Source organism: Plantibacter sp. CFBP 8775, from assembly GCF_014839505.1.
Taxonomy (GTDB): domain Bacteria; phylum Actinomycetota; class Actinomycetes; order Actinomycetales; family Microbacteriaceae; genus Plantibacter; species Plantibacter auratus.
On sequence record NZ_JACYNV010000002.1, the window covers coordinates 1,229,197 to 1,248,619 of the forward strand.

General features: G+C 69.7%; 19 protein-coding genes. 6 read left to right on the forward strand and 13 right to left on the reverse strand.

Going from position 1 to position 19,423, the window contains the following annotated elements:
* The first annotated feature begins 85 nt into the window (after window positions 1-85).
* From IFR14_RS18130 to IFR14_RS18140, 3 genes are all read left to right on the forward strand, one after another.
* The gene (locus IFR14_RS18130) at window positions 86-547 is read left to right on the forward strand and encodes a ribose-5-phosphate isomerase (protein WP_071258616.1); all 462 of its coding nucleotides are present in this window, start codon (window positions 86-88) and stop codon (window positions 545-547) included.
* 26 nt (window positions 548-573) lie between these two features.
* Window positions 574-1,350, forward strand: a complete 777-nt coding sequence (locus tag IFR14_RS18135; RefSeq protein WP_342365738.1) for a triose-phosphate isomerase family protein — start codon at window positions 574-576, stop codon at window positions 1,348-1,350.
* Between the two features lie 102 nt (window positions 1,351-1,452).
* Window positions 1,453-2,166, forward strand: a complete 714-nt coding sequence (locus tag IFR14_RS18140; RefSeq protein ID WP_236555263.1) for a GntR family transcriptional regulator — start codon at window positions 1,453-1,455, stop codon at window positions 2,164-2,166.
* Window positions 2,167-2,376: 210 nt separating this feature from the next.
* Here the strand turns inward: IFR14_RS18140 and IFR14_RS18145 are convergent, their stop codons facing one another.
* From IFR14_RS18145 to IFR14_RS18170, 6 genes are all read right to left on the reverse strand, one after another.
* Window positions 2,377-3,750: an MFS transporter gene (locus IFR14_RS18145; protein WP_228501934.1), complete on the reverse strand. Its 1,374-nt coding sequence runs from the start codon at window positions 3,748-3,750 to the stop codon at window positions 2,377-2,379.
* A gap of 214 nt (window positions 3,751-3,964) precedes the next feature.
* Window positions 3,965-4,738 carry an SDR family NAD(P)-dependent oxidoreductase gene (locus IFR14_RS18150; protein ID WP_124767434.1) on the reverse strand — a complete coding sequence of 258 codons (774 nt, stop codon included), beginning with the start codon at window positions 4,736-4,738 and terminating at the stop codon, window positions 3,965-3,967.
* A 75-nt stretch (window positions 4,739-4,813) separates the two neighbouring features.
* Complete coding sequence (locus IFR14_RS18155; protein WP_191941845.1) at window positions 4,814-5,767, reverse strand: 3-hydroxyacyl-CoA dehydrogenase family protein; 954 nt, start codon at window positions 5,765-5,767, stop codon at window positions 4,814-4,816.
* A gap of 27 nt (window positions 5,768-5,794) precedes the next feature.
* A complete protein-coding gene (locus IFR14_RS18160) occupies window positions 5,795-6,748 on the reverse strand; it encodes a sugar phosphate isomerase/epimerase family protein (protein ID WP_191941846.1) in 954 nt (317 codons plus the stop codon).
* Window positions 6,749-7,020: 272 nt separating this feature from the next.
* On the reverse strand, window positions 7,021-7,716 hold the full coding sequence (locus IFR14_RS18165; RefSeq protein ID WP_249407042.1) for an LON peptidase substrate-binding domain-containing protein: 696 nt from the start codon (window positions 7,714-7,716) through the stop codon (window positions 7,021-7,023).
* 99 nt (window positions 7,717-7,815) lie between these two features.
* Entirely contained in the window at window positions 7,816-8,037 is a 222-nt protein-coding gene (locus tag IFR14_RS18170; RefSeq protein ID WP_191941847.1) for a hypothetical protein, read from the reverse strand.
* A gap of 221 nt (window positions 8,038-8,258) precedes the next feature.
* On the opposite strand from IFR14_RS18170, the gene IFR14_RS18175 reads away from it, so the two are divergent.
* Window positions 8,259-8,468, forward strand: coding sequence for a hypothetical protein (locus IFR14_RS18175; protein ID WP_124767435.1), 210 nt, complete (start codon window positions 8,259-8,261; stop codon window positions 8,466-8,468).
* 75 nt (window positions 8,469-8,543) lie between these two features.
* Here IFR14_RS18175 and msrA read toward each other — a convergent pair whose 3' ends face one another.
* From msrA to IFR14_RS18190, 3 genes are all read right to left on the reverse strand, one after another.
* On the reverse strand, window positions 8,544-9,092 hold the full coding sequence (msrA, locus tag IFR14_RS18180; RefSeq protein WP_191941848.1) for a peptide-methionine (S)-S-oxide reductase MsrA: 549 nt from the start codon (window positions 9,090-9,092) through the stop codon (window positions 8,544-8,546).
* Window positions 9,093-9,242: 150 nt separating this feature from the next.
* Window positions 9,243-9,890 carry an MOSC domain-containing protein gene (locus IFR14_RS18185; protein ID WP_191941849.1) on the reverse strand — a complete coding sequence of 216 codons (648 nt, stop codon included), beginning with the start codon at window positions 9,888-9,890 and terminating at the stop codon, window positions 9,243-9,245.
* Window positions 9,891-9,972: 82 nt separating this feature from the next.
* The gene (locus IFR14_RS18190; protein WP_079706597.1) at window positions 9,973-11,079 is read right to left on the reverse strand and encodes a LacI family DNA-binding transcriptional regulator; all 1,107 of its coding nucleotides are present in this window, start codon (window positions 11,077-11,079) and stop codon (window positions 9,973-9,975) included.
* Window positions 11,080-11,175: 96 nt separating this feature from the next.
* On the opposite strand from IFR14_RS18190, the gene IFR14_RS18195 reads away from it, so the two are divergent.
* The gene (locus IFR14_RS18195) at window positions 11,176-13,167 is read left to right on the forward strand and encodes an aldo/keto reductase (protein ID WP_191941850.1); all 1,992 of its coding nucleotides are present in this window, start codon (window positions 11,176-11,178) and stop codon (window positions 13,165-13,167) included.
* Window positions 13,168-13,493: 326 nt separating this feature from the next.
* Here the strand turns inward: IFR14_RS18195 and IFR14_RS18200 are convergent, their stop codons facing one another.
* From IFR14_RS18200 to IFR14_RS18215, 4 genes are read right to left on the reverse strand one after another with little or no spacing between them, the layout of a single operon-like run.
* Window positions 13,494-14,585, reverse strand: a complete 1,092-nt coding sequence (locus IFR14_RS18200; protein ID WP_191941851.1) for an ABC transporter permease — start codon at window positions 14,583-14,585, stop codon at window positions 13,494-13,496.
* Window positions 14,582-15,595, reverse strand: coding sequence for an ABC transporter permease (locus tag IFR14_RS18205; RefSeq protein WP_191941852.1), 1,014 nt, complete (start codon window positions 15,593-15,595; stop codon window positions 14,582-14,584). The genes IFR14_RS18200 and IFR14_RS18205 overlap by 4 nt, the downstream gene beginning before the upstream one ends.
* The gene (locus IFR14_RS18210) at window positions 15,592-17,418 is read right to left on the reverse strand and encodes a sugar ABC transporter ATP-binding protein (RefSeq protein WP_191941853.1); all 1,827 of its coding nucleotides are present in this window, start codon (window positions 17,416-17,418) and stop codon (window positions 15,592-15,594) included. Before IFR14_RS18210 ends, IFR14_RS18205 begins: the two co-directional genes overlap by 4 nt.
* The gene (locus IFR14_RS18215; RefSeq protein WP_124767443.1) at window positions 17,415-18,449 is read right to left on the reverse strand and encodes a sugar ABC transporter substrate-binding protein; all 1,035 of its coding nucleotides are present in this window, start codon (window positions 18,447-18,449) and stop codon (window positions 17,415-17,417) included. Before IFR14_RS18215 ends, IFR14_RS18210 begins: the two co-directional genes overlap by 4 nt.
* 279 nt (window positions 18,450-18,728) lie before the next feature.
* Here IFR14_RS18215 and IFR14_RS18220 point away from each other — a divergent pair, with 279 nt between their 5' ends.
* Complete coding sequence (locus tag IFR14_RS18220) at window positions 18,729-19,400, forward strand: FadR/GntR family transcriptional regulator (protein WP_124767444.1); 672 nt, start codon at window positions 18,729-18,731, stop codon at window positions 19,398-19,400.
* The last annotated feature ends 23 nt before the right edge of the window (window positions 19,401-19,423 follow it).

A 19,423-nucleotide genomic window follows, 5' to 3' on the forward strand; every position in this document is an offset into this window, starting at 1 on the left:
CCCGGTCCCTGAAGCGACACCCCGGTCCCTGAAGCGACACCCCGGTCCCTGAGCTTGTCGAAGGGCCAACCACGAAAGGCACACCATGACCCGCACCTGGCGAATCGTCATCGGCTCCGATGACGCCGGCTACGACTACAAGGAGATCCTCAAGCGTGACCTCGAGGCGAGCGACCTGGTCGCCTCCGTGGTCGACGTCGGGGTCGACGCCGACGGCCACACCAACTACCCGACGGTCGCGGTGACTGCGGCCGAGATCGTCGCCCGCGGCGAGGCCGACCGCGCGCTGCTCATCTGCGGCACGGGCCTCGGCGTCGCGATCGCGGCGAACAAGGTCCAGGGCATCCGAGCCGTCACCGCGCACGACGGCTTCTCCGTCGAACGCGGAGTGCTCTCGAACGACGCCCAGGTGCTGTGCATGGGCCAGCGGGTCGTCGGCATCGAACTCGCCCGCCGCAACGTGCGTGAGTGGCTCACCTACGAGTTCGACGCCTCGAGCGCGTCGAACGACAAGGTGCAGGAGATCAGCGCATACGAAGCGTCCTGATGTCAGGACGTCCCAGACTCGTCGGCGTGAGCCTGAAGATGTACTTCGGGCACGCGCAGACGCTCGACTGGTGCTCGGTCGTCGCGGGGGTGTCGGCCGAGCACCACGCACTCCGATCCGGCGCGGCGGAGCTGTTCGTCATCCCCGGATACCTCTCGGTGACCGGCGCGGTCGAGCGGCTCCGCGGCGTCGCAGCCGTGGGGGCTCAGGACCTCGCGACCGAGGACACCGGGGCGTTCACCGGCGAGGTGAGCGGCGCCGAGCTCCAAGAGGTCGGCTGTGAGGTCGTCGAGGTCGGGCACGCGGAGCGGCGCCGACTGTTCGGTGAGACGCCCGATGTCGTCCGCGCGAAGACGACCGCCGCGCTCCGCAACGGTCTCGCGCCGGTGCTGTGCATCGGCGAGGCCGAGCACCGAGACGCCGAGGTGGCGGCCGCGGAGTGCGTCGCACAGCTCGACGACGCTCTGGCAGGGGCGGTCGCCGCCGGGATCGTGGGCCGCGTCATCGTCGCCTACGAACCACACTGGGCCATCGGCGCCACCGAGGCCGCGAGTCCAGCCCACATCCGCACGGTGTGCCTCCGGCTGCGCGGCCACCTCGACGCGCTCGCCGCGGCCGGGCACATCGACACCTCCTCAGCCGTCATCTACGGCGGGAGCGCCGGACCCGGCCTGCTGACCACGATCGGCGACGCGGTCGACGGGGTCTTCCTCGGCCGCTTCGCCCACGATCCGGCAGCCCTCTCGCTGGTGCTCGACGAGGTGGCCGGCCTCGACCGCGCGGGCTCCGACCTGCCGCGATGACGCCTGGAGGCCCCGTAAACTGGTCCTCGACGATCATCGCGGCCGCTCGACCGGAGGTTCCCCTCCGTGACGACGCCTCGAGCACACCCTTCGGAGGCTGCCGTGGTTGATGCCGTCTTCCCGCTCGGCGCCTCCTCCTCGCTCGAACGCCGCGGTCTGCGCGACCGCGTCTACGAGCTGGTGCTCGACATGCTCCTGAGCTCCGGTATCGAACCGGGTGCCCGCCTGTCGATCGACGCGATCGCCCGCGACCTCGACGTCTCGCCGACGCCGGTCCGCGAGGCGCTCGTCCAGCTCGAGCGCACCGGCCTCGTCACCCGGGTCACCCACAAGGGCTACCGGGTGGCACCGCCGCTCGCCGACGACCAGCTCGAGTCGCTGTTCGACGCCCGCATCGTGCTCGAGAGCGGCGCCACCGCGCTGGCCGCCGCCCACGCCGACGAGCTCGTCCCGGCCCTCGAGGTCGCCCTCGCACAGCACGTCGAGATGACCGCCAGGGTGCGCGCCGCGGCGTCGGCCGGCGAGATCCCCGTCGCACTCCTCCGCGAATACTTCGCGGTCGACTGGAACTTCCACCACCTCATCTTCGAGGGCACCCGCAACCCCTTCCTCCTCGACATGTCCGAGGGCATCTCCACCCGCGTGCACCGCATGCGCCAGACGGTCGAGACGGGCGTCACCGACGCCGACCAGGCGGTCGTCGAGCACCGCGCCATCCTCGACGCGTTCTCCGACGGCCCCGAGGCCGCCGCGGCGGCCATGCGCTCGCACATCGAGCTCGTGCGCACCCGCGCCCGCAGCGACGCCGAGCACTGAGCCGCCCTTCGACAGGCTCAGGGACCGGGATCTGACAGCCGCAGGGCCGGGCACACACCCTTCGACAGGCTCAGGGACCGAGTCCTCCGGTCCCCGAGTCGCCCTGCTCCGGTCCCTGTGCCGCCCCAAACCGGTTCCTGAGCCTGTCGAAGGGCGCAGAACGGGGCCGACCGCCTGAGCGATCGACCCCGTCCGGGTGTTGCGTCGTGACTAGTGCGCCGTGCGGTTCGCCGTCGTCTCGAGCAGCTCGTCCGCCTTCGCCCCACGGAAGAACCGGGTGCAGTAGAGCATCGCGGCCGCAAGGAAGGCGAACACCCCGAGCGAGACCACGCCCCACACGCCGCTGTCGGTCGGCACGCTCTCGTTGATCCCGGTGCGCATGATCGGGGCGACGAAGCCGCCGAGGTTACCGAGCGAGTTGATGAGGCCGATGCCCGCCGCTGCAGCCGTGCCGGTGAGGAACGCCGTCGGGTAGGCCCACGTGATCGGCCCGACCGAGAGGAAGCTCGCCACCGCGATGGTGATGAACAGGATGCCGAGGATCGGCTGGTTGTTCGCGCCTGCCCAAGCGGAGGCCAGGATGAAGACGCCGGTGGAGATGTAGAACATCGTTCCCCAGGTGCGACGACGGACGACCGTGTTCGCGTTCCGACCCACGTAGTAGCAGGCGAACAGACCCACGAGCCACGGGATGGCCGCCACGAGACCGACCTGCCAGCCGACGTCCTGGCCGATGAGGTTCGCCACCTGCTGCGGGAGGTAGAACGTCGTGCCGTACACCGCGATCTGCAGGCAGAAGTAGATGATGGTGAAGTACCACACCTTCCAACTCGTCATCGCCTTCGCGATACCGGTCGGGCCGTCCGACTGCCGCACGGTGTCCTCGCGTTCCATCGCGGCCGTCAACGAGTCCTTCTCCTGTTGATCCAGCCACTTCGCCTGTTGTGGCGAGTTGGTGAGGAAGTAGAGCGCTGCGAAGCCGGCAAGGACCGCGAGCATGCCCTCGGCGAAGAACATCACCTGCCAGCCGTGCCACGGGGTCAGGGCGTCGCCGAAGCTGATGAGGCCACCACTCAGCGGGGCGCCGAGCATCTGCGAGAACGGCTGCGCCAGGTAGAAGATCGAGAACATCTGGACGCGGACCTTGTTCGGGAACCACTCCGACAGGAACATGATGACGCCGGGGAAGAGCCCGGCCTCGGTCACGCCGAGCAGGAACCGCAGGACGATGAACATCGTGTCGTTCGTCGTGAAGGCGAACAGGGCGGCGACGATGCCCCAGGTCACCGCGATGCGGGCGAGCCAGAACCGGGCGCCGAACTTCTTCAGCAGCAGGTTGCTCGGGATCTCGAAGATCGCGTAGCCGATGAAGAAGATGCCGGCCCCGAGGGCGAAGGCACCGTTCGAGATGCCGCGGTCGACGCTGAGCGCCTCCTCGGCGAAGCCGACGTTCGTGCGGTCCAGGAACGCGACGAAGTACAAAATGACGAGCATCGGCATGAGGTGCTTCGACGCCTTGCGGATCGCCGACTTCAGCGCCGGATCGTTGGTCGATCCGATCGCCGGCGGATTGGGTGTGGACAAGACACTCTCCTTTGAGATGACTGGTGCGGGTGGGTGCTGCTGGCGCTACTGCTGCTGCTGCTGCTGGTCAGGAGACCATCGAGGGGACGATCATCCAGAGGCCGATGCCGACGAAGACGACGCCGAGACCGAGGAAGATCAACCGGGATTTGGTCCACTGACCGGTGAGGTGCTGCATGGTGCTGCTCCGTTCGCTCGTGGTGCGTGTGGTGGATCAGTGCATGTAGAGGCCGCCGTCGACGTTCAGCGTCTGACCGGTGACGAAGCCGGCGTCCTCACTGATGAGGTAGGCGATGGCGGCGGCGATGTCGCGTGGGGTGCCGATGCGCGGCAGGACGCCGTCGGCGGCCATGGCCGTCTTGCGCTCCTCGGTGAGGGTGCCGCCCATGATGTCGGTGTCGATGGGTCCGGGCGAGATGGCGTTGACCGTGATGCCGTCGTGGCCGAGCTCGCGGGCGACGCTGCGGGTGAAGCCGATCACGCCGGCCTTCGCCGCCGAGTAGGCCGTCTTGCTGAAGGTGCCGCCGCCACGCTGGGCGGAGACGGACGACAGGCTGACGACGCGACCGACGCCGTTCGACACCATCGACTCGACCGCACGGCGGGTCGTGTAGTGGACGCCGTTGAGGTTGATGTCGATGACGCGCTTCCACTCGTCGGCACTCACCTCGAGGTAGGGCACGGGTGAGGCGACACCCGCGAGGTTCACGAGGGCGACGAGCTGTGGGAGGGCGGCTTCGAGCGCGTCGAACGCGGCACGCACCTGCGCCTCGTCGGCGACGTTCGCGCCGGCGCCGGCCGCCTGCACCCCGTGCTGCTCCGCGATCTCGGCGGCGACCGCTTGCGCCGCAGCCTCGTCGAGGTCGATGATCCCGATGTTCCAGCCGAGTTCGGCGAGGTGGTGGGCGGAGGCGCGACCGATGCCGCGCGGGGAGGCTGCACCGGTGAGGACGACGGTCTTGGATTCGGGGAAGCTGGTGGCGGTCATGGCCGGCCTTTCTGCGTGGGAGTGGTGACGTCGATGTCCGATCGAGCCGGACGGTGCGCTCGGTCGGGGCCGGGCTCAGTTGATGGGCGCGGGGCCGAGCTCGTCCATGAGCTGCTTGATCGCGACGTAGGCCTTGTTGCGGTAGGCGATCAGCTCGGGCGTGCGGTCGGCCGGGACGTCGAGGTAGCCGGCACCCGACTTGGTGCCGAACTTGCCGGCGTCGACGAGCTCCTTGAGGGAGTCCGGCGTGGCGAACCGCTCGGGCCACCGGGTCTGGAGCGAGGCGTAGCAGAACGAGTACACGTCGAGTCCGGCCATGTCGGCGATCGCGAAGGGACCGAAGACGGGGAGCCGGAAGCCGAAGGTGGTGCGGACGATCGTGTCGATGTCCTCGGGCGTCGCGACGCCCTCCTCGACGAGCTGCGTCGCCTCGTGGAACAGCGCGTACTGCAGGCGGTTGAGCACGAAGCCGGTGGCGTCCTTGACGCGGGCGGTCTCCTTGCCGGTCGCCGCGACGATCTCCTCGACGGTGGCGATCGCCGCATCGTCGGTGGTCTCGTGCGGGATGAGTTCGACGCCGGGGATGAACGGGGCCGGGTTCGAGAAGTGGACGCCGAGGAACCGCTCCGGGTTGGTGACGGCCTCGGCGAGCGAACCGATGAGGATGGTCGAGGTGTTCGAGCCGATGATGGCGTCGGGCGAGGCCGCGGCGCTGATGCGACGGAGGGTCTCGTGCTTGATCTCGATCTTCTCGGGGACGGCCTCCTCGATGAAGTCGGCTCCGGTGACGGCCTCCTCGATGGACGCTGCGGGCGAGACATTGGCGCGGATCCGCTCCACGGCGTCGGCGGGGAAGAGTCCGTCGGCGACGAACTGCTCGGCCTCGGCGATGAGGCGGTCGTAGTTCTTGCGCGCGATCTCCTCGGAGATGTCGGCGATGCGGACGGTGGCGCCGGACAGCGCGAGCACCTGGGCGATGCCGCCGCCCATGTACCCCGATCCGACGACGGCGATGGTGTGTGTGGTCATGATGAAGCTCTCCTGTGGTCGTCTGGATCAGGCCTGCGGCAGCAGGGTCCTGATGTACTTCTGGTTGGTGGAGCACATGCCGAGGCTGTCGCCGCCGTAGTGCTCGGCCAGGATGATGCCGTTGAAGCCGAGCTCGACGGCGTCGCGGAAGACCTGGCGGTAGTTGATGAGCCCGGCCTCCATGGTGGAGGGCACGGACGTCGCCCAGCTGCCGTCGGCCGCCTCGTCGCGGGTGTAGTTCTTCACGTGCATGTAGTTGGCGTAGGGCAGGGTCTTGGCGAACAGCTCGCGCCAGTCCTCCACCGGGCGGTGCAGGCGGATGAGGTTCGCGACGTCAGGGTTCAGGCCGACGTTGTCGAGCCCGACCTCCTCCACGAACCGGACCGCGCTGTCAGCCGTGCCGAGGTAGGTGTCCTCGTAGAGCTCGAGTGCGAGCGGCAGGCCCACGTCGGCCGCGTGCTTGCCGAGCTCGCGGATGCGGCTGACGGCGGCCTTCCAGACCTCGGGGTCGTCGGGGTCCTTCGGGCCCTGCGCGGTCCAGAACCACAGCGCCTTGCGCTGTGCGTCGTTGAACGGCTGGTGCAGGCCGGTGGAGAAGACCTGCATCCCCCACTCGGCGGCGGCGTCGATCGTGCGGTGCGCGTACTCGAGGTTGCGCTCCTCGTGGCCCGGCATGATCACGCTCTGGCGCTGCAGGTGGACGGACGGGACGCCGACGCCGTGCGACTTCGCGATGGCGAGGAACTCGTCGCGACGGGACGGTTCGAGGTCGGCGGGTCGGACGTGGCTGTCGGGCAGTTCTGCGAGCGTGAACCCGACGCCGGCGACCTGCGCGAAGAGGTCGTCCCAGGCTTCGGGCTCCGCGTCGTGCAGGGACACGCCGTTGCGATCGACGGGTGGGATGCCGTGCAGGCAGGTGGCGATGGGCCAGGTGTCGGCGGTCCATCGGGGGGTCGACGCGGTCGCGGTCGTATCCGTCATGATGCTCCATTGCGCTCAAGGACTGCTCGGGGCTGGTGCTCCCGGTCAAAAAGATCCTATAGGAAATAGTAAAGCGTTTCCACGAATGCGCAAGGGCACTTCGACAGGCTCAGTGACCGGCGGAGGGGAAGCTCAGTGACCGGCGGAGCGGGAGGGTCGGTGAATGGTGGAGCGGGAGACGAGCTTCCGGGGACCGAACCCAACCGGTCACCGAGCGCTCCCGGTCACGAGCGCACCCGGTCACCGAGCCTGTCGAGGTGCGACGTCGGGGCTCAGCCGCCGAGGATGTCCCAGTCCTCGTCGTCCGCGTCGGCGATGCCGCCCGCGATGAACGCCTCGCCGGCCTCCGTGGCGCGATCGCGCACACCGACCAGCAGTTCCTCGAGCGACCCGGCCGAGAGGAACCGCATCTGGTCGATCTCGCTCACCGGGGCGATGCCCGCCAGCTGCCACGACGACTCCAGCGGATCGTCGGCGAGCTCCACGACCGAGGCCCACTGCTGCTCGCTGAACTCGCTGGCCACGGCGAGCGAGCGCCGCACCGCGGCCTCGGTCTCGGCCCGCAGCTGCTCCCAGCGCTCGTCCCACTCCAGGTCGTCGAGCGTGCGGATCTCGGCGCGCGGGTACGGGTCGTCGGGCAGCCAGTCGGTCACCTCGAAGCGCTGCCCACCCTCGGCGATCACCGCGACGAAGCCCTCGCCGCCGTCGACCTCGACGATCTCGGCCACGGTCCCGGTGCGGAACCGGTGTTCACCGCCGCCCGTCTCGCGCCCGCGCTCGATGAGCACCACCCCGAACGCCGGATCCTCCGCCTCGAGCAGGTGGGCGAGCATGGTGAGGTAGCGCTCCTCGAAGAGCCGCAGGGCGAGCGGCATGTGCGGGAACAGCACGGAGCCGAGCGGGAACATCGGCAGTTCGAGGACCGGGAGGCCGGATGCCCACGGCTCGGCGCTGGAGGAGTCGGTCATGTCAGTCCCCCTCCGCCTCGCAGGCCCGACCGGGTGTCGCCCGGCCGATGGTCCACCCGGATCGTGCTGCGATCATAGCCGCCGGACACCGGAGGCCACTCAGGCGGCGAGGACGGCACGCAGCGCCTGATCGAACCGGATCGCACGATCGACCTCGACCGCCGTCTCGTAGTCGGTCCCGCGCAGGGCGACGTGCAGCGGCCAGTCCACGTCGATGAACCCGACGCGGCTGTCGCCGACGAAGACGCCGAAGCGGTCGGCCGTGAGCTGCTCCACCCAGGCGCGGCGGAGTTCGGACGTCTCGCTGCCGGTGGAGCCCATGGAACGACCTCTCTCGGCAGGTGCAGCGACCGGGTCCGGACAACCCCTCGAAGTATCTCGACTGTCTAGCTATCTCCGCCGTGCTTCATCATGACAGCACCGACGACCGATGGACAACTTTCTATCCGTCAAGCGAATGCGACCGACGGCTGGAGGCATCGTTGCGAGATCGTGGCGCGATGGTCCGCAGATCTTCAGGAACCGTCCGTAGGATGCTGATCGTGGGGTGGAAGTGGCCGTGGGGACGCAAGCGCATCGTCGATGCGCCGGTCGATGCCGGGTCCGACCCCTATCTCCAGTACCTCGAGTGGGTCCGCCTCGGGAAGCCGTCACTGGCGTCACCCGACGATCCACCGCTGCAGTTCGACCCGCGGTTCGCGCCACGACTGGCGTCCGACGCCGTCAACTCCTCGCGCGCCGACGGCGTCTGAGCCTGTCGGCCTGAGCCTGCCGGTCCACGCACAGCACAGCGCCCGACACCGAGGTGCCGGGCGCTGTGGACGTGCTTACGCGGTGGCCTGCTCCGCGACCTCGGCGCGGCGCGGGAGCTTCCAGCCCGGGCGCACGAAGTGGCAGGTGTAGCCCCACGGGATGCGCTCCAGGTAGTCCTGGTGCTCCGGCTCGGCCTCCCAGAACTCGGAGACCGGCTCGACCTCGGTGACGACCTTGCCGGGCCAGAGCCCTGAGGCGTCGACGTCGGCGATCGTGTCGCGTGCCACGCGCTCCTGCTCGGGCGAGGTGAAGAAGATCGCCGAGCGGTAGCTCAGGCCGACGTCGTTGCCCTGACGGTTCTTCGTCGACGGGTCGTGGATCTGGAAGAAGAACTCCAGGAGCTCGCGGAAGGACAGCTTGCTCGGGTCGAAGACGACCTCGAGGGCCTCCGCGTGGGTGCCGTGGTTGCGGTAGCTGGCGTTGGCGACGTCGCCACCGCTGTAGCCCACGCGCGTCGACTTCACGCCCGGCATCTTCCGGACGAGGTCTTCCATGCCCCAGAAGCATCCGCCGGCCAGCACCGCGCGCTCGGTCGTCGTGCTCTGCTCGTCTGCTGCACTCATCGTGACTCCTCCTTCGTGCCGAGCACCGTGCGGGGTCCCCGCGTGCTCCGGTCTTCGGCTCCATGGTATGCAACAGCGTCCGCTTCCGGACTGTTCCGGCCGGGGCTTGCACTCAGCGGTCACACAGGTGTGCGGACGCGACGGCAGCCCTCAGACGGTCCGCTTGCGGCGGAGTTGCTTGATCGACTCATGGATCTCGGGGGCCAGCACCACGGCGCCCGACTGCTCCGACTGCTCGAGGGTGACCGCCTGCGCTTCGTCCGCCGCGGCGAACCAGGAGGCGACCGTCACGCCGTGGCCGGGCTGTCGGACGATCTCGATCGGGTCGCCCGCCTGCACCGTCCCGCTCTTGACCACCTTGAGGTAGGCACCGGGCCGTGCGGCGTCGGCGAAGCGCTTCACCCACCGGGGCTCGCCCAAGCGCCGCTGGAAGGTGCCGCACGGCGTGCGCGGACAGGTCACCTCGACGACGAGGGTGTCGCCGATCCGCCAGCGTTCACCGATCTCGGCACCGTTCACGTCGAGCCCCTGCGTGCGGAGGTTCTCGCCGAACAGCCCCGGCGTGATCTCCCGACCGAGCTCACCCTCCCAGAACCGCGCGTCCTCCTCGGCGTAGGCGTAGAGCGCCTTCGTCACACCGCCGTGGTGTTTGCGATCGGCCTGCACGTCGCCGTACAGCCCCATCGGCCGCACGTGCAGTGGCTCGTCGACCGGGCGCTTGTCGATCGCGGTGACACCGATCGACCCGTCGTCCACCTGGAGGGCTTCGACGCGACAGAGGGCGAGGAGTTCAGACATGGGACCAGTCTGCCGTGTCCTTCGCGCCCGTCCGGACGACGGGGCCGGTGCGGCTCGGGTGGAGTGGCCCAGGCGGAGCGGGTCAGGCGGACTCGCGGATGACTAGTGAGACACCGACCGAGCGTCGGACGGACGGCCCCGAGAGCGGGAGCGTGCCGGACATCATGCCGTCGAGCAGTTCGAGACTGTGCCGTGCGATGTCACCCTTGTCGACGGCCACGCTCGTGAGCTCAGGGGTGACGAAGCGACCGAGGTCGAGTCCGTCGATGCCGATGACGGCGACGTCCTCCGGCACGCCGACCCCGGCACGGGCGAGTCCCTTGAGCACGCCGACGGCCATGACGTCGTTGAAGACGAGCACGGCATCGACGTCGGGCATCGCGGCGCGGCACCGCAGGGCGGCCGAGACCCCGCCCTGGTGGGTGTCCTCCGCCCAGGTCTCCGACGCCTCGGACCACGGCAAGCCGTGCTCCTCGAGGAACGCGCGGTACGCGAGACGTCGTCCGGACGGTTCCGCCGAGGCGTCGATCATCGCGATGGACCGGCGCCCGGTCGCGACGAAGTGTGCGAGCGCCTGTCGGATGCCGTCCTCGAAGTCGATGTCGACGCCCGCCACCTGCAGCGTCGGCTCGGCGCCGGACGGGTTCGATCCTGCCTCGGACTCATCTGACCGATGGTCGCCGAGGGAGACGAACGGGATGGTGGCGAAGGCGCCCTGGAGTGCTCCGTGGTCGGCGCCGTTGCGCCCGACGACCGCGTCGACCTGCCGCGCGAGTTCGGCGAGCTGCGCACGTTCCGCGTCGGGGAGGTCCGGTCCGCGATCCGCGGCGGCGGGTCGGTCGCCCGATGCGTTCGCCGCTCCCCCGACCTCGGCGACCAACACGGTCCATCCGCGCTCTGCCGCCTGCTGCACGAGGGCGGCCGCGAGCTCCGGGTAGTAGGGGTTCCGCAGGTCGTCGACGACCAGTCCGAGCGTCGTGGTCCGGCCGCTCACCAGGTGCTGCGCGGCGCGGTTCGGACGGTAGTTGAGCGAAGCCGCGACCTCGACGACCCGTTGCCTGGTGGCGTCGCTGACGTCGCGCATCCCGTTGAGTGCGCGGGTCACGGTCTGGCGCGAGACACCGGCGACCCGGGCGACGTCGATGATCGTCGCTCGCGCCGGAGCGTGATCGTCGCGGGGCCTGGTCATGGTCACATCGTACTGATACGCTCACACCGTGAACGTTCACGGTGACGTTCACCACAGACCATCGCACCGCCGATCAACGTTGAGGAGCACCACCATATGGAACACGTCGCTTGGGGAATCATCGGCCCAGGAACGATCGCCGAACGGTTCGCGACCGAGCTGCACGCCAGTCGCACCGGTCGACTCACCGCCGTCGCCAGTCGTGACGCGTCGCGTGCCGAAGAGTTCGGCGAGCGCTTCGGCGACGGCACGGCTCCCGTCCGCGGGTACGGCTCGGTCGCCGAGTTGCTGGCCGACCCCGAGGTCGACGCGGTGTACATCGCGACCCCGCACACGGAGCACGTCCGGCTGGTGATCGAAGCGGCCGAGGCCGGCAAGCACATCGTCAGCGAGAAGCCGCTCTCGGTGAACCGGGCGGGCGCGATGCTCGCGATCGAGGCCGCCCGCCGTGCCGGCGTGTACCTCGCCGAGGCGTTCATGTACCGCTTCCACCCGCAGACCGCGAAGCTCGTCGAGCTCGTGTCGTCGGGTGCCATCGGCGACGTCCAGCACATCGAAGCGTCGTTCGCATTCGCCGCAGATCTGCCCGCCGACCACCGACTCATGAACCCGGAGCTGGCGGGCGGCGGCATCCTCGACGTCGGCGGCTACCCCGTCTCCATCTCGCGATTGATCGCCGGGGCGGCCGTCGGTGCGCCCTTCGCCGACCCGACGGACGTCAGCGGCGCCGGGACCGTCGGTGCGACGGGCGTCGACGAGTGGGCGAGCGCTTCGCTCGTCTTCCCGTCGGGCATCACGGCGCACGTCACGAGCGGCGTGCGCGTCCAGGACGACAACCGCGTCGTCGTCACGGGGTCCACCGGGCAGATCATCGTGTCCGACCCGTGGCTGCCGTCGGTCGAGGACGGTTCGACGATCGACGTCCGCACCATCTCGGGCACCGAGTCGATCCACATCCCCGGGGCGCCGCAGTACGCGATCCAGGCCGATGCGGTCGCGACGTTCGCCGACGCGGGCCAGGCGCCGCAGATGCGTTGGGCGGACTCGCTCGGCAACCTCGGGACCCTCGACCGGTGGCGTGAGGCGATCGGCCTCGAGTACCCGTTCGAGTCGATCGACACCGACATCCCGACCGGTTCCGGCCGGCCGCTCGCCGTGCGCGCCGAGCTCCCGATGCCGACCGGTCGCATCGCGGGCATCGACCACGACATCTCGCGCCTCGTCATGGGCGTCGACAACCAGCAGACCCTGTCGCACGCGTCGGCGATGTTCGACGACTTCTTCGAGCGCGGCGGCAACGCCTTCGACACGGCCTGGCTGTACGGCGACGGGCTCCAGGAGCAGCTGCTCGGACGCTGGCTCGCCAACCGGGGTCTCCGCGACGACGTCGTGGTGATCGGCAAGGGTGCGCACACGCCGTACTGCGACCCGGAGTCGATCTCGCGTCAGCTGTTCGAGAGCCTCGACCGTCTCAGCACCGACCACCTCGACCTGTACCTCATGCACCGCGACAACGTCGAGGTGCCGGTGGGCGAGTTCGTCGACGTGCTGAACGAGCACGCCGAGGCCGGTCGCATCCGTGCGTTCGGTGGCTCCAACTGGTCGATCGAGCGGTTCGAGGAGGCGAACGCCTATGCGGCGGCGAACGGGAAGCGGGGCTTCGCGGCGTTGAGCAACCACTTCGGTCTCGCTCGCGCACTCGACGTGCCGTGGGCCGGGTGCGTGGAGGTGACGGATCCGACGAGCCGCGCGTGGCTCGAGGAGACGAAGACGCCGCTGCTGCCGTGGTCGTCGCAAGCGCGCGGCTTCTTCACCGGGCGTGCCGAGCCCGAGGATCTGTCGGACCCGGATCTCGTGCGCTGCTACTACAGCGACGACAACTTCGAGCGGTTGGCCCGCGCCCGTCAGCTGGGCACCGAGCTGGGGGTCGCGCCGACGGCGATCGCCCTGGCGTACGTCCTGGCGCAGGACTTCCCGACCTTCGCCCTCATCGGGCCGCGGTCCGTCGAGGAGACCCGTTCGTCGACCGACGCCCTCTCCCTGAAGCTGACCCCGGAGCAGGTCGCCTGGCTCGACCTCCGGGTCTGATCCGTTCCTTCGGGTGATGCCAGCGCGGTGCGCTGACGTCACCGCGGGGCACACACGTGAGCGCGGGTCTCCAGAGACCCGCGCTCACCCGTGTGAGGCGCGCCCACGCCGAGTCGCTCCTCCTCGCGTCAGCGCACCGCGCTGACGCGAGCGCGGGGTGGCCCGGCCCTGTGGGACCCGATGCCAGCGCGGTGCGCTGGGCCTCGCCGCGGGTCATGAGCGCGAGCGCGGGTCTCCAGAGACCCGCGCTCACGCGTGTGGGGCGCGCTCGCGTCAGCGCACCGCGCTGGCCCGGCCACACCACCACAGCGGGAATCGGATGGGCGTCAGGTGAGGGGTTTGCGGGACCGGTCGCGCGCCAGGAGGACTCCGAGGAGCAGGATCAGGATGAGGACGACACCGCGGGCGAGACCTTGCCAGTAGAAGGACAGCCCGATGAGGTTCATCCCGTTCGTCAGCAGCGCGAAGATGAGCACACCGACGAGCGTCCCGAAGAGGTTCGGCCGCCCCGTCCGACTCAGCGTCGTCCCGATGAACACCGCACCGATGGAGTCGAGCACGTACAGCTGCCCGCTGTTGGCGACGAAGCCCTGGCTCCGCGAGGCCAGGATCAGGCCGGCGATGGCCGCGATCCCGGCGGCGAAGATGAAGGCGGTCGCCATCGACGTCCCCGCCAGCCGACCGGAGATCCGGGTCGCCGTCGGCTGCTCCCCCGCCGCGGTCAGCACGCGACCCCATCGACTCCGTTCGAGCGCAGCCCAGACGACGATCAGGACGAGCACGGCGACGACGATCGGCGCGGCGACCCCGAGCACGGTTCCGGCACCCAGCCACGCGAACTCGTCCGGCACACTGCTGCGCGACAGGTAGATGGGTGACCCACCGTCGGTCGCGACCTGCTGCACGCCACCACCGATGAACCAGACGCTGAGCGTCGCCAGGAACGGCCGGATGCGCAGCACCACGATGAGGAACGCGTTCACGGCCCCGACGAGCAGGCCGACGATCAGACCGCCGACGATCGCCACCCAGGCCACGTAGTCGTCGGCCAGGAGCGCCGACGCGGTGAGTGCCGCGAGGTCGATGGCGACACCGATGGAGAGGTCGATGCCACCGGCGCGGACGACGACCGTCATCGCGACGGCCGCGAGCAGGAGGAGCGCGTTCTGGTTGAGCACCCCGAGCAGGTTGTCGGCGGTGAGGAACGACGGCGACAGCACCGCGAACACGATGAGCAGCACGGCCAGCACGGCGGGGGCGAGCGCCTGCGGGACCGCAGCGCCGAGGCCACGGACCGTCAGGCTCGAGAGCGGGCCGCCGGAACGTTTGTCGTCGCCGCCTCTCGGTCCAGCCGACCCGGCCTTCGGGACGGAGACGCCGCTGGTGGCGGAGGACTGCGTGCGCGTGTCGACACTCATCGCTTGACGCTCCGTTCGCGGATCGCGGCGACCGCGAGGACCAGCAGGATCAGCACGCCCTTGGTGATGCCGATCCACTGGCTCGGGACGCCGAGCTGACTGAAGCCGTTGGTGAGGATCGCGACGAACACGGCACTGAACAGCGTCCCCGTGATCGTGACGACGAGCCGACGGGAGAACGCGATGGACAGGAACGTCGCGAGGAGGATGTCGATGAGCGACTGCTCGCCGATCCCCGGCAGAGCAGCGGACAACCGACTGGTCATGAGGACGCCCGCGATCCCCGCAAGGACCGCCGCGAGGACGTAGCTGACGACGATGTGGCGGTTGACGTCTATCCCGGCCACCCGGGCGGCCGTCGGGTTCTGCCCGACCGCGGCGTTCTTCACGCCCCAGCTGGTGCGCCCGGTGGCGAAGGCGACGACCGCGAAGACGAGCAGGAGCACGACGACCGCGGCTGGGACACCGACGACGTGTCCGCTCCGCAACCAGACCAGCCCGGCGTCGGAGACCGGCACCTTCACGTTGTTCGTGATGACGATCGTGAGACTCGTGACGATGCTCATCATCGCGAGGGTGACGAGGAGCGGGCGGATCCCGGCGACGACGACGAGACCGTTCACGAGCCCGATGACCGCCGTGGCACCGAGCCCGATGAGCAGCGCGAGCGGCAGACCGAGCTCGGCCTGCAGGAGCACCGCGACGAGGGCGCCGGAGAAGCCGAGGACGGCGCCGATCGAGAGGTCGATGCCGCCGCGGACGACGTCCTCACCGCCCGTGACGACGACGATGGACAGGCCGAAGGCCGCGATCGCGTAGACCGCCGACTGGGTGAGGATCGTCGCGAGGTTGGCCGGGTCGAGGAAGCCGGGCGAGGCGACCGCGAAGACGACGACCTCGATGACGACGATCGCGTAGCCGATGAGTCCCAACCGGGAGACCGGGCGACGCTTCGTCGTGGACTCCGCTGCGGCCGAGGGCGCAGCGGGTGGAGCGGAGAGGGCGGTCATGCGGAGGCTCCTCTGGTGGGCAGTGTGCCGCCTCCAGGGCCTGCCGACGGGGCGGACCTCGGGGGATCAGCCTGCGTAGACGACGTGGGCCCTTCGACAAGCTCAGGGACCGGGGCGGTTGATTTGTCAGAATCCGCATCGGTTGACGAGGTGGGCCCGTCGACAAGCGGTTCATGCCCTTCGACAAGCGGTTCATGCCCTTCGACAAGCTCAGGGACCGGCGGGACCGAGGGGGCCGACGGCGTGGAGGCGACCTCGGCGGCACCCGTCGACCAGGCGAGGATCGTGTCGGCGGTCGCCTGCGATCGGGGCAGCTCGGTCCGGATCGTCCCGCGGTACAGCACGAGGACGCGGTCGGCGAGGCCGATCAGTTCCTCGAGGTCGACGCTCACGAGCAGGACGCCGGCGCCCTGCGCGACGAGCGCGTCGATCTCCGCGTAGATCTGTTGACGCGACCCGATGTCGACGCCGGAGGTCGGCTGGTCGAGCACGAACACCGTCGATCCGGCCGCGAGCCATCGACCGAGCACGACCTTCTGCTGGTTGCCGCCGGAGAGGCTCCCGGCCACCGCGGTGTCGTTCGCGGGCCGGACGTCGAGCCTCGCGACGAGGTCGGCGGCGATCTCCCGCTCGCGTCGACCACGCAGGATCCCGCCGAGCCCGGTGATGCGGTCGAGCGCGGCGAGGGTGAGGTTCTCGCGGACGGACTGACGGTTCAGGATGCCGTCGCGGTGGCGGTTGGCCGGGACGTACGCCCCACCCGCCCGGACGAAGGCCCTCGGCGAGCGGATCGTCGCCCGGCCGAGCCGCACGGTTCCGCCGTGCGCGCGCAAGCCGGTGACCGCGTCGGCCAGTTCCTCGAGGCCCGAGCCGACGAGACCCGTGACGCCCACGATCTCGCCCGGACGGACGGCGATCGAGACGCCGTGCAGCCGTTCGGGGACCGTCAGGCCATCGATCGCGAGGACCGGTTCGGCGACGGCGTCGGCGACGATCCGTTCCCGGTCGCCGAACTCCTCGACGCTCCGCCCCACCATGAGCTGGACGATGGCGTCGAGGGTCGCGTCGGGATCGGCGAGGTCGAGGGCACCGACGCGTTCACCGTTCCGGAGGACCACGACGCGGGACGCGATGTCGCGCACCTCCTGCAGGTAGTGGGAGATGTAGATGACGGCGACGCCCTGGCTCTGCAGGGTCCGGACGATGCGGAACAGCCGCTCGACGTCGCCGGCGGCGAGCGGTGCGGTGGGTTCGTCGAGCACGAGGACCCGCGGGCGCGTGATCGTCGCGATCGCGAGCTGCAGGAGTTGCTGCTCGGCGACGCTCAGCTCGTCGACGAGGGTCTTGCCCGGCACGTCGAGCCCGACGAGGTCGAGCAGCTCCCGCTCGGCGCGCCGGTCGAGCTGCCGGCCGGTGAGGAACGCGGAGCGCGAGCCGAGGAACAGCTGCTCCGCGACCGTGAGCCGACCGGCCAGGTGGCGGTCCTGGTGGATGACGCGGACACCGAGGCGTTCGGCGTCGCCCGGGTTGCGGATGACGACCGGTTCACCGTCGATCTCGATGGCGCCCTCGCTCGCCGTGTAGAGGCCGGTGAGGATCTTGATGAGCGTCGACTTGCCCGCGCCGTTCTCGCCCACGAGCGCGACGACCTCGCCGGGGTGCACCTCGAGGTCGACGTCGTCCAGCACCCGGACGCCACCGAAGTCCTTCGCGATGCCCCGCATGCTCACGGCAGGAGCCGAGGGTTCGGTCGTGGCTGCACCGGGCCGACCGCCCAGCGAGCGCTGGGCGGCCTGACCGTCGATCGAGGTGTCGTGCGTCATTCCAGGCCGAGTCGCTTGCGCTCGTCGGCGACGTTCGCCTTGTCGATGAACACGGCGTCGAGGTAGGTGCTCAGCGGCACCTCGTCCTGCTTGCCGCCGAGGTACAGGGCGACGTTGTTCGCGCTCGTCGTCCCGAACAGGGTCGGCTGCTGCGCGACCGTGAACTGGTACACCGAGTCGGGGTCCTGGATGAGGTCGAGCGCTCCGGGCTCGGCGTCGACGCCGTAGACCTTGATCTCGTCGCGGCCCGCCGCGTCGATGGCCTGGGAGGCACCGATCGCCGGGAGGTCCCAGCACGACCACACGGCCGAGATCTCGCCCTTGGGGTAGCGGGTGAGCGCATCGTTCGTCTTCTGCTTGGCGTCCTCGATGGTGCCCTCGTAGATGTCCTGCAGCTCGGGCTCGATGATCTCGATGTTCGGGTAGTTCTTCAGCACGAGCTTGAACTCGTCGTAGCGGATCTGGCAGGGGGTGACGTCGTAGAAGCCGTTGAAGACGAGCACCTTGCCCTTCCCGCCGATGTCCTCGGCGAGGGTGCGGGCGAGGGTGGAGCCGATCTGCCAGTTGTCGGAACCGATGTTGTTCACCGAGTTCTCGCTGGCGTGGTCGATCGTGAAGACCGGGATGTCGGCGTCCTTCGCCTGCTGCAGCGCCGGGGCGAGCGTGGTCGCGTCGCCGAGGATGACGACGATCGCGTCGACCTTCTGTGAGACGAGGTTCTCGACGTTGGCCAGGTGCTTGTCGTCCTGTGCGTCGGCCTGGGTCGCGACCACCTTCGCGCCGAGCTCCTCCAAGCGGTCCTGGACGCCCTGGTAGGTGAGGCGACCGAAGTCGCGCACGACGTCCTTCGCTGCCACGCCGACGGTCTTGCCCTTGAGCGAGGGGACGTCGGCGTCGGAGGCCGCTGAGCTGGCGGCGGGGCCGCTCGTCGACTCGCCGGATGAGGACTGCTTCAGCGAACAGCCGGTGGCGAGGCCGGCCACGACGGCCAGCGAGATGATGGACAGCGCGAGGCGTGATCGACGACGCATGGGGACTCCAGAGGACGGTGGGGCGCGGGAGGGTGCAAGGGTGGTGGGGCGGGCCGGCGTCCGCTGTCGGCGCGTGGGGGCGCACCGGGACGTCGGGTTGCAGTAACAGTAAGGAGTGATCGGACGGGCCGCGAGAGGGCGCTCAACCTGACGTAACACAAGCCGCGCGGCGTCGGAGGTGCGTGCTGACCGGTGCCGGCGCAGCCCACGAAAACGTCGGATGTATCATGGCGCGAGGCGGAGCGACCGGCGACCGTCGTGCACCAACGGGGGGTCTCCATGGCAGTCACCGACGAAGCGATCGCGAGGATCCAGGCGATGATCGTCGCCGGCGATCTCCAGCCCGGGCAGCGGCTCCCTCCGGAGAAGGAACTCAGCGAGACGCTCGGGCTCTCGCGCAGCTCGCTCCGTGAAGCGGTCAAGGCCCTCGAACTCATCCGCGTGCTCGACGTGCGTCGCGGCGACGGCACCTACGTCACGACGCTCGAACCGAGCCTGCTGCACGAGGCGATGTCGTTCGTCATCGACATGCACGCCGACGGTTCCCTCATCGAGATGTTCGAGGTGCGGCGGATCCTCGAGCCGTCCGCCTCGGTGATGGCGATCCGCCACCTGGACGACGAGAAGATCGCCGAACTGCGCGCGATGGTCGACGAGGTGGACGAGTCCACGACCGTCGAGGACCTCGTCGCGCACGACCTGCAGTTCCACGCCCGCGTCATCGAGCTGAGCGGCAACGCCTACCTCGCGAGCCTGCTCGCCGCCCTCGGCAGCAAGACGGTCCGCGCCCGCATCTGGCGCGGCCTCACCGAGGAGAAGGCCGTCGCCCGCACCCTGCAGGAGCACCATGCGATCGTCGACGCCCTCGAGAAGCGCGACACCGAACTGACGCGTGCCCTCGTGACCGTGCACGTGAGCGGCGTCGAGAGCTGGCTGCGCCGGTCCCTCTGACCCCTGCCACGTGCCCGGGTGGG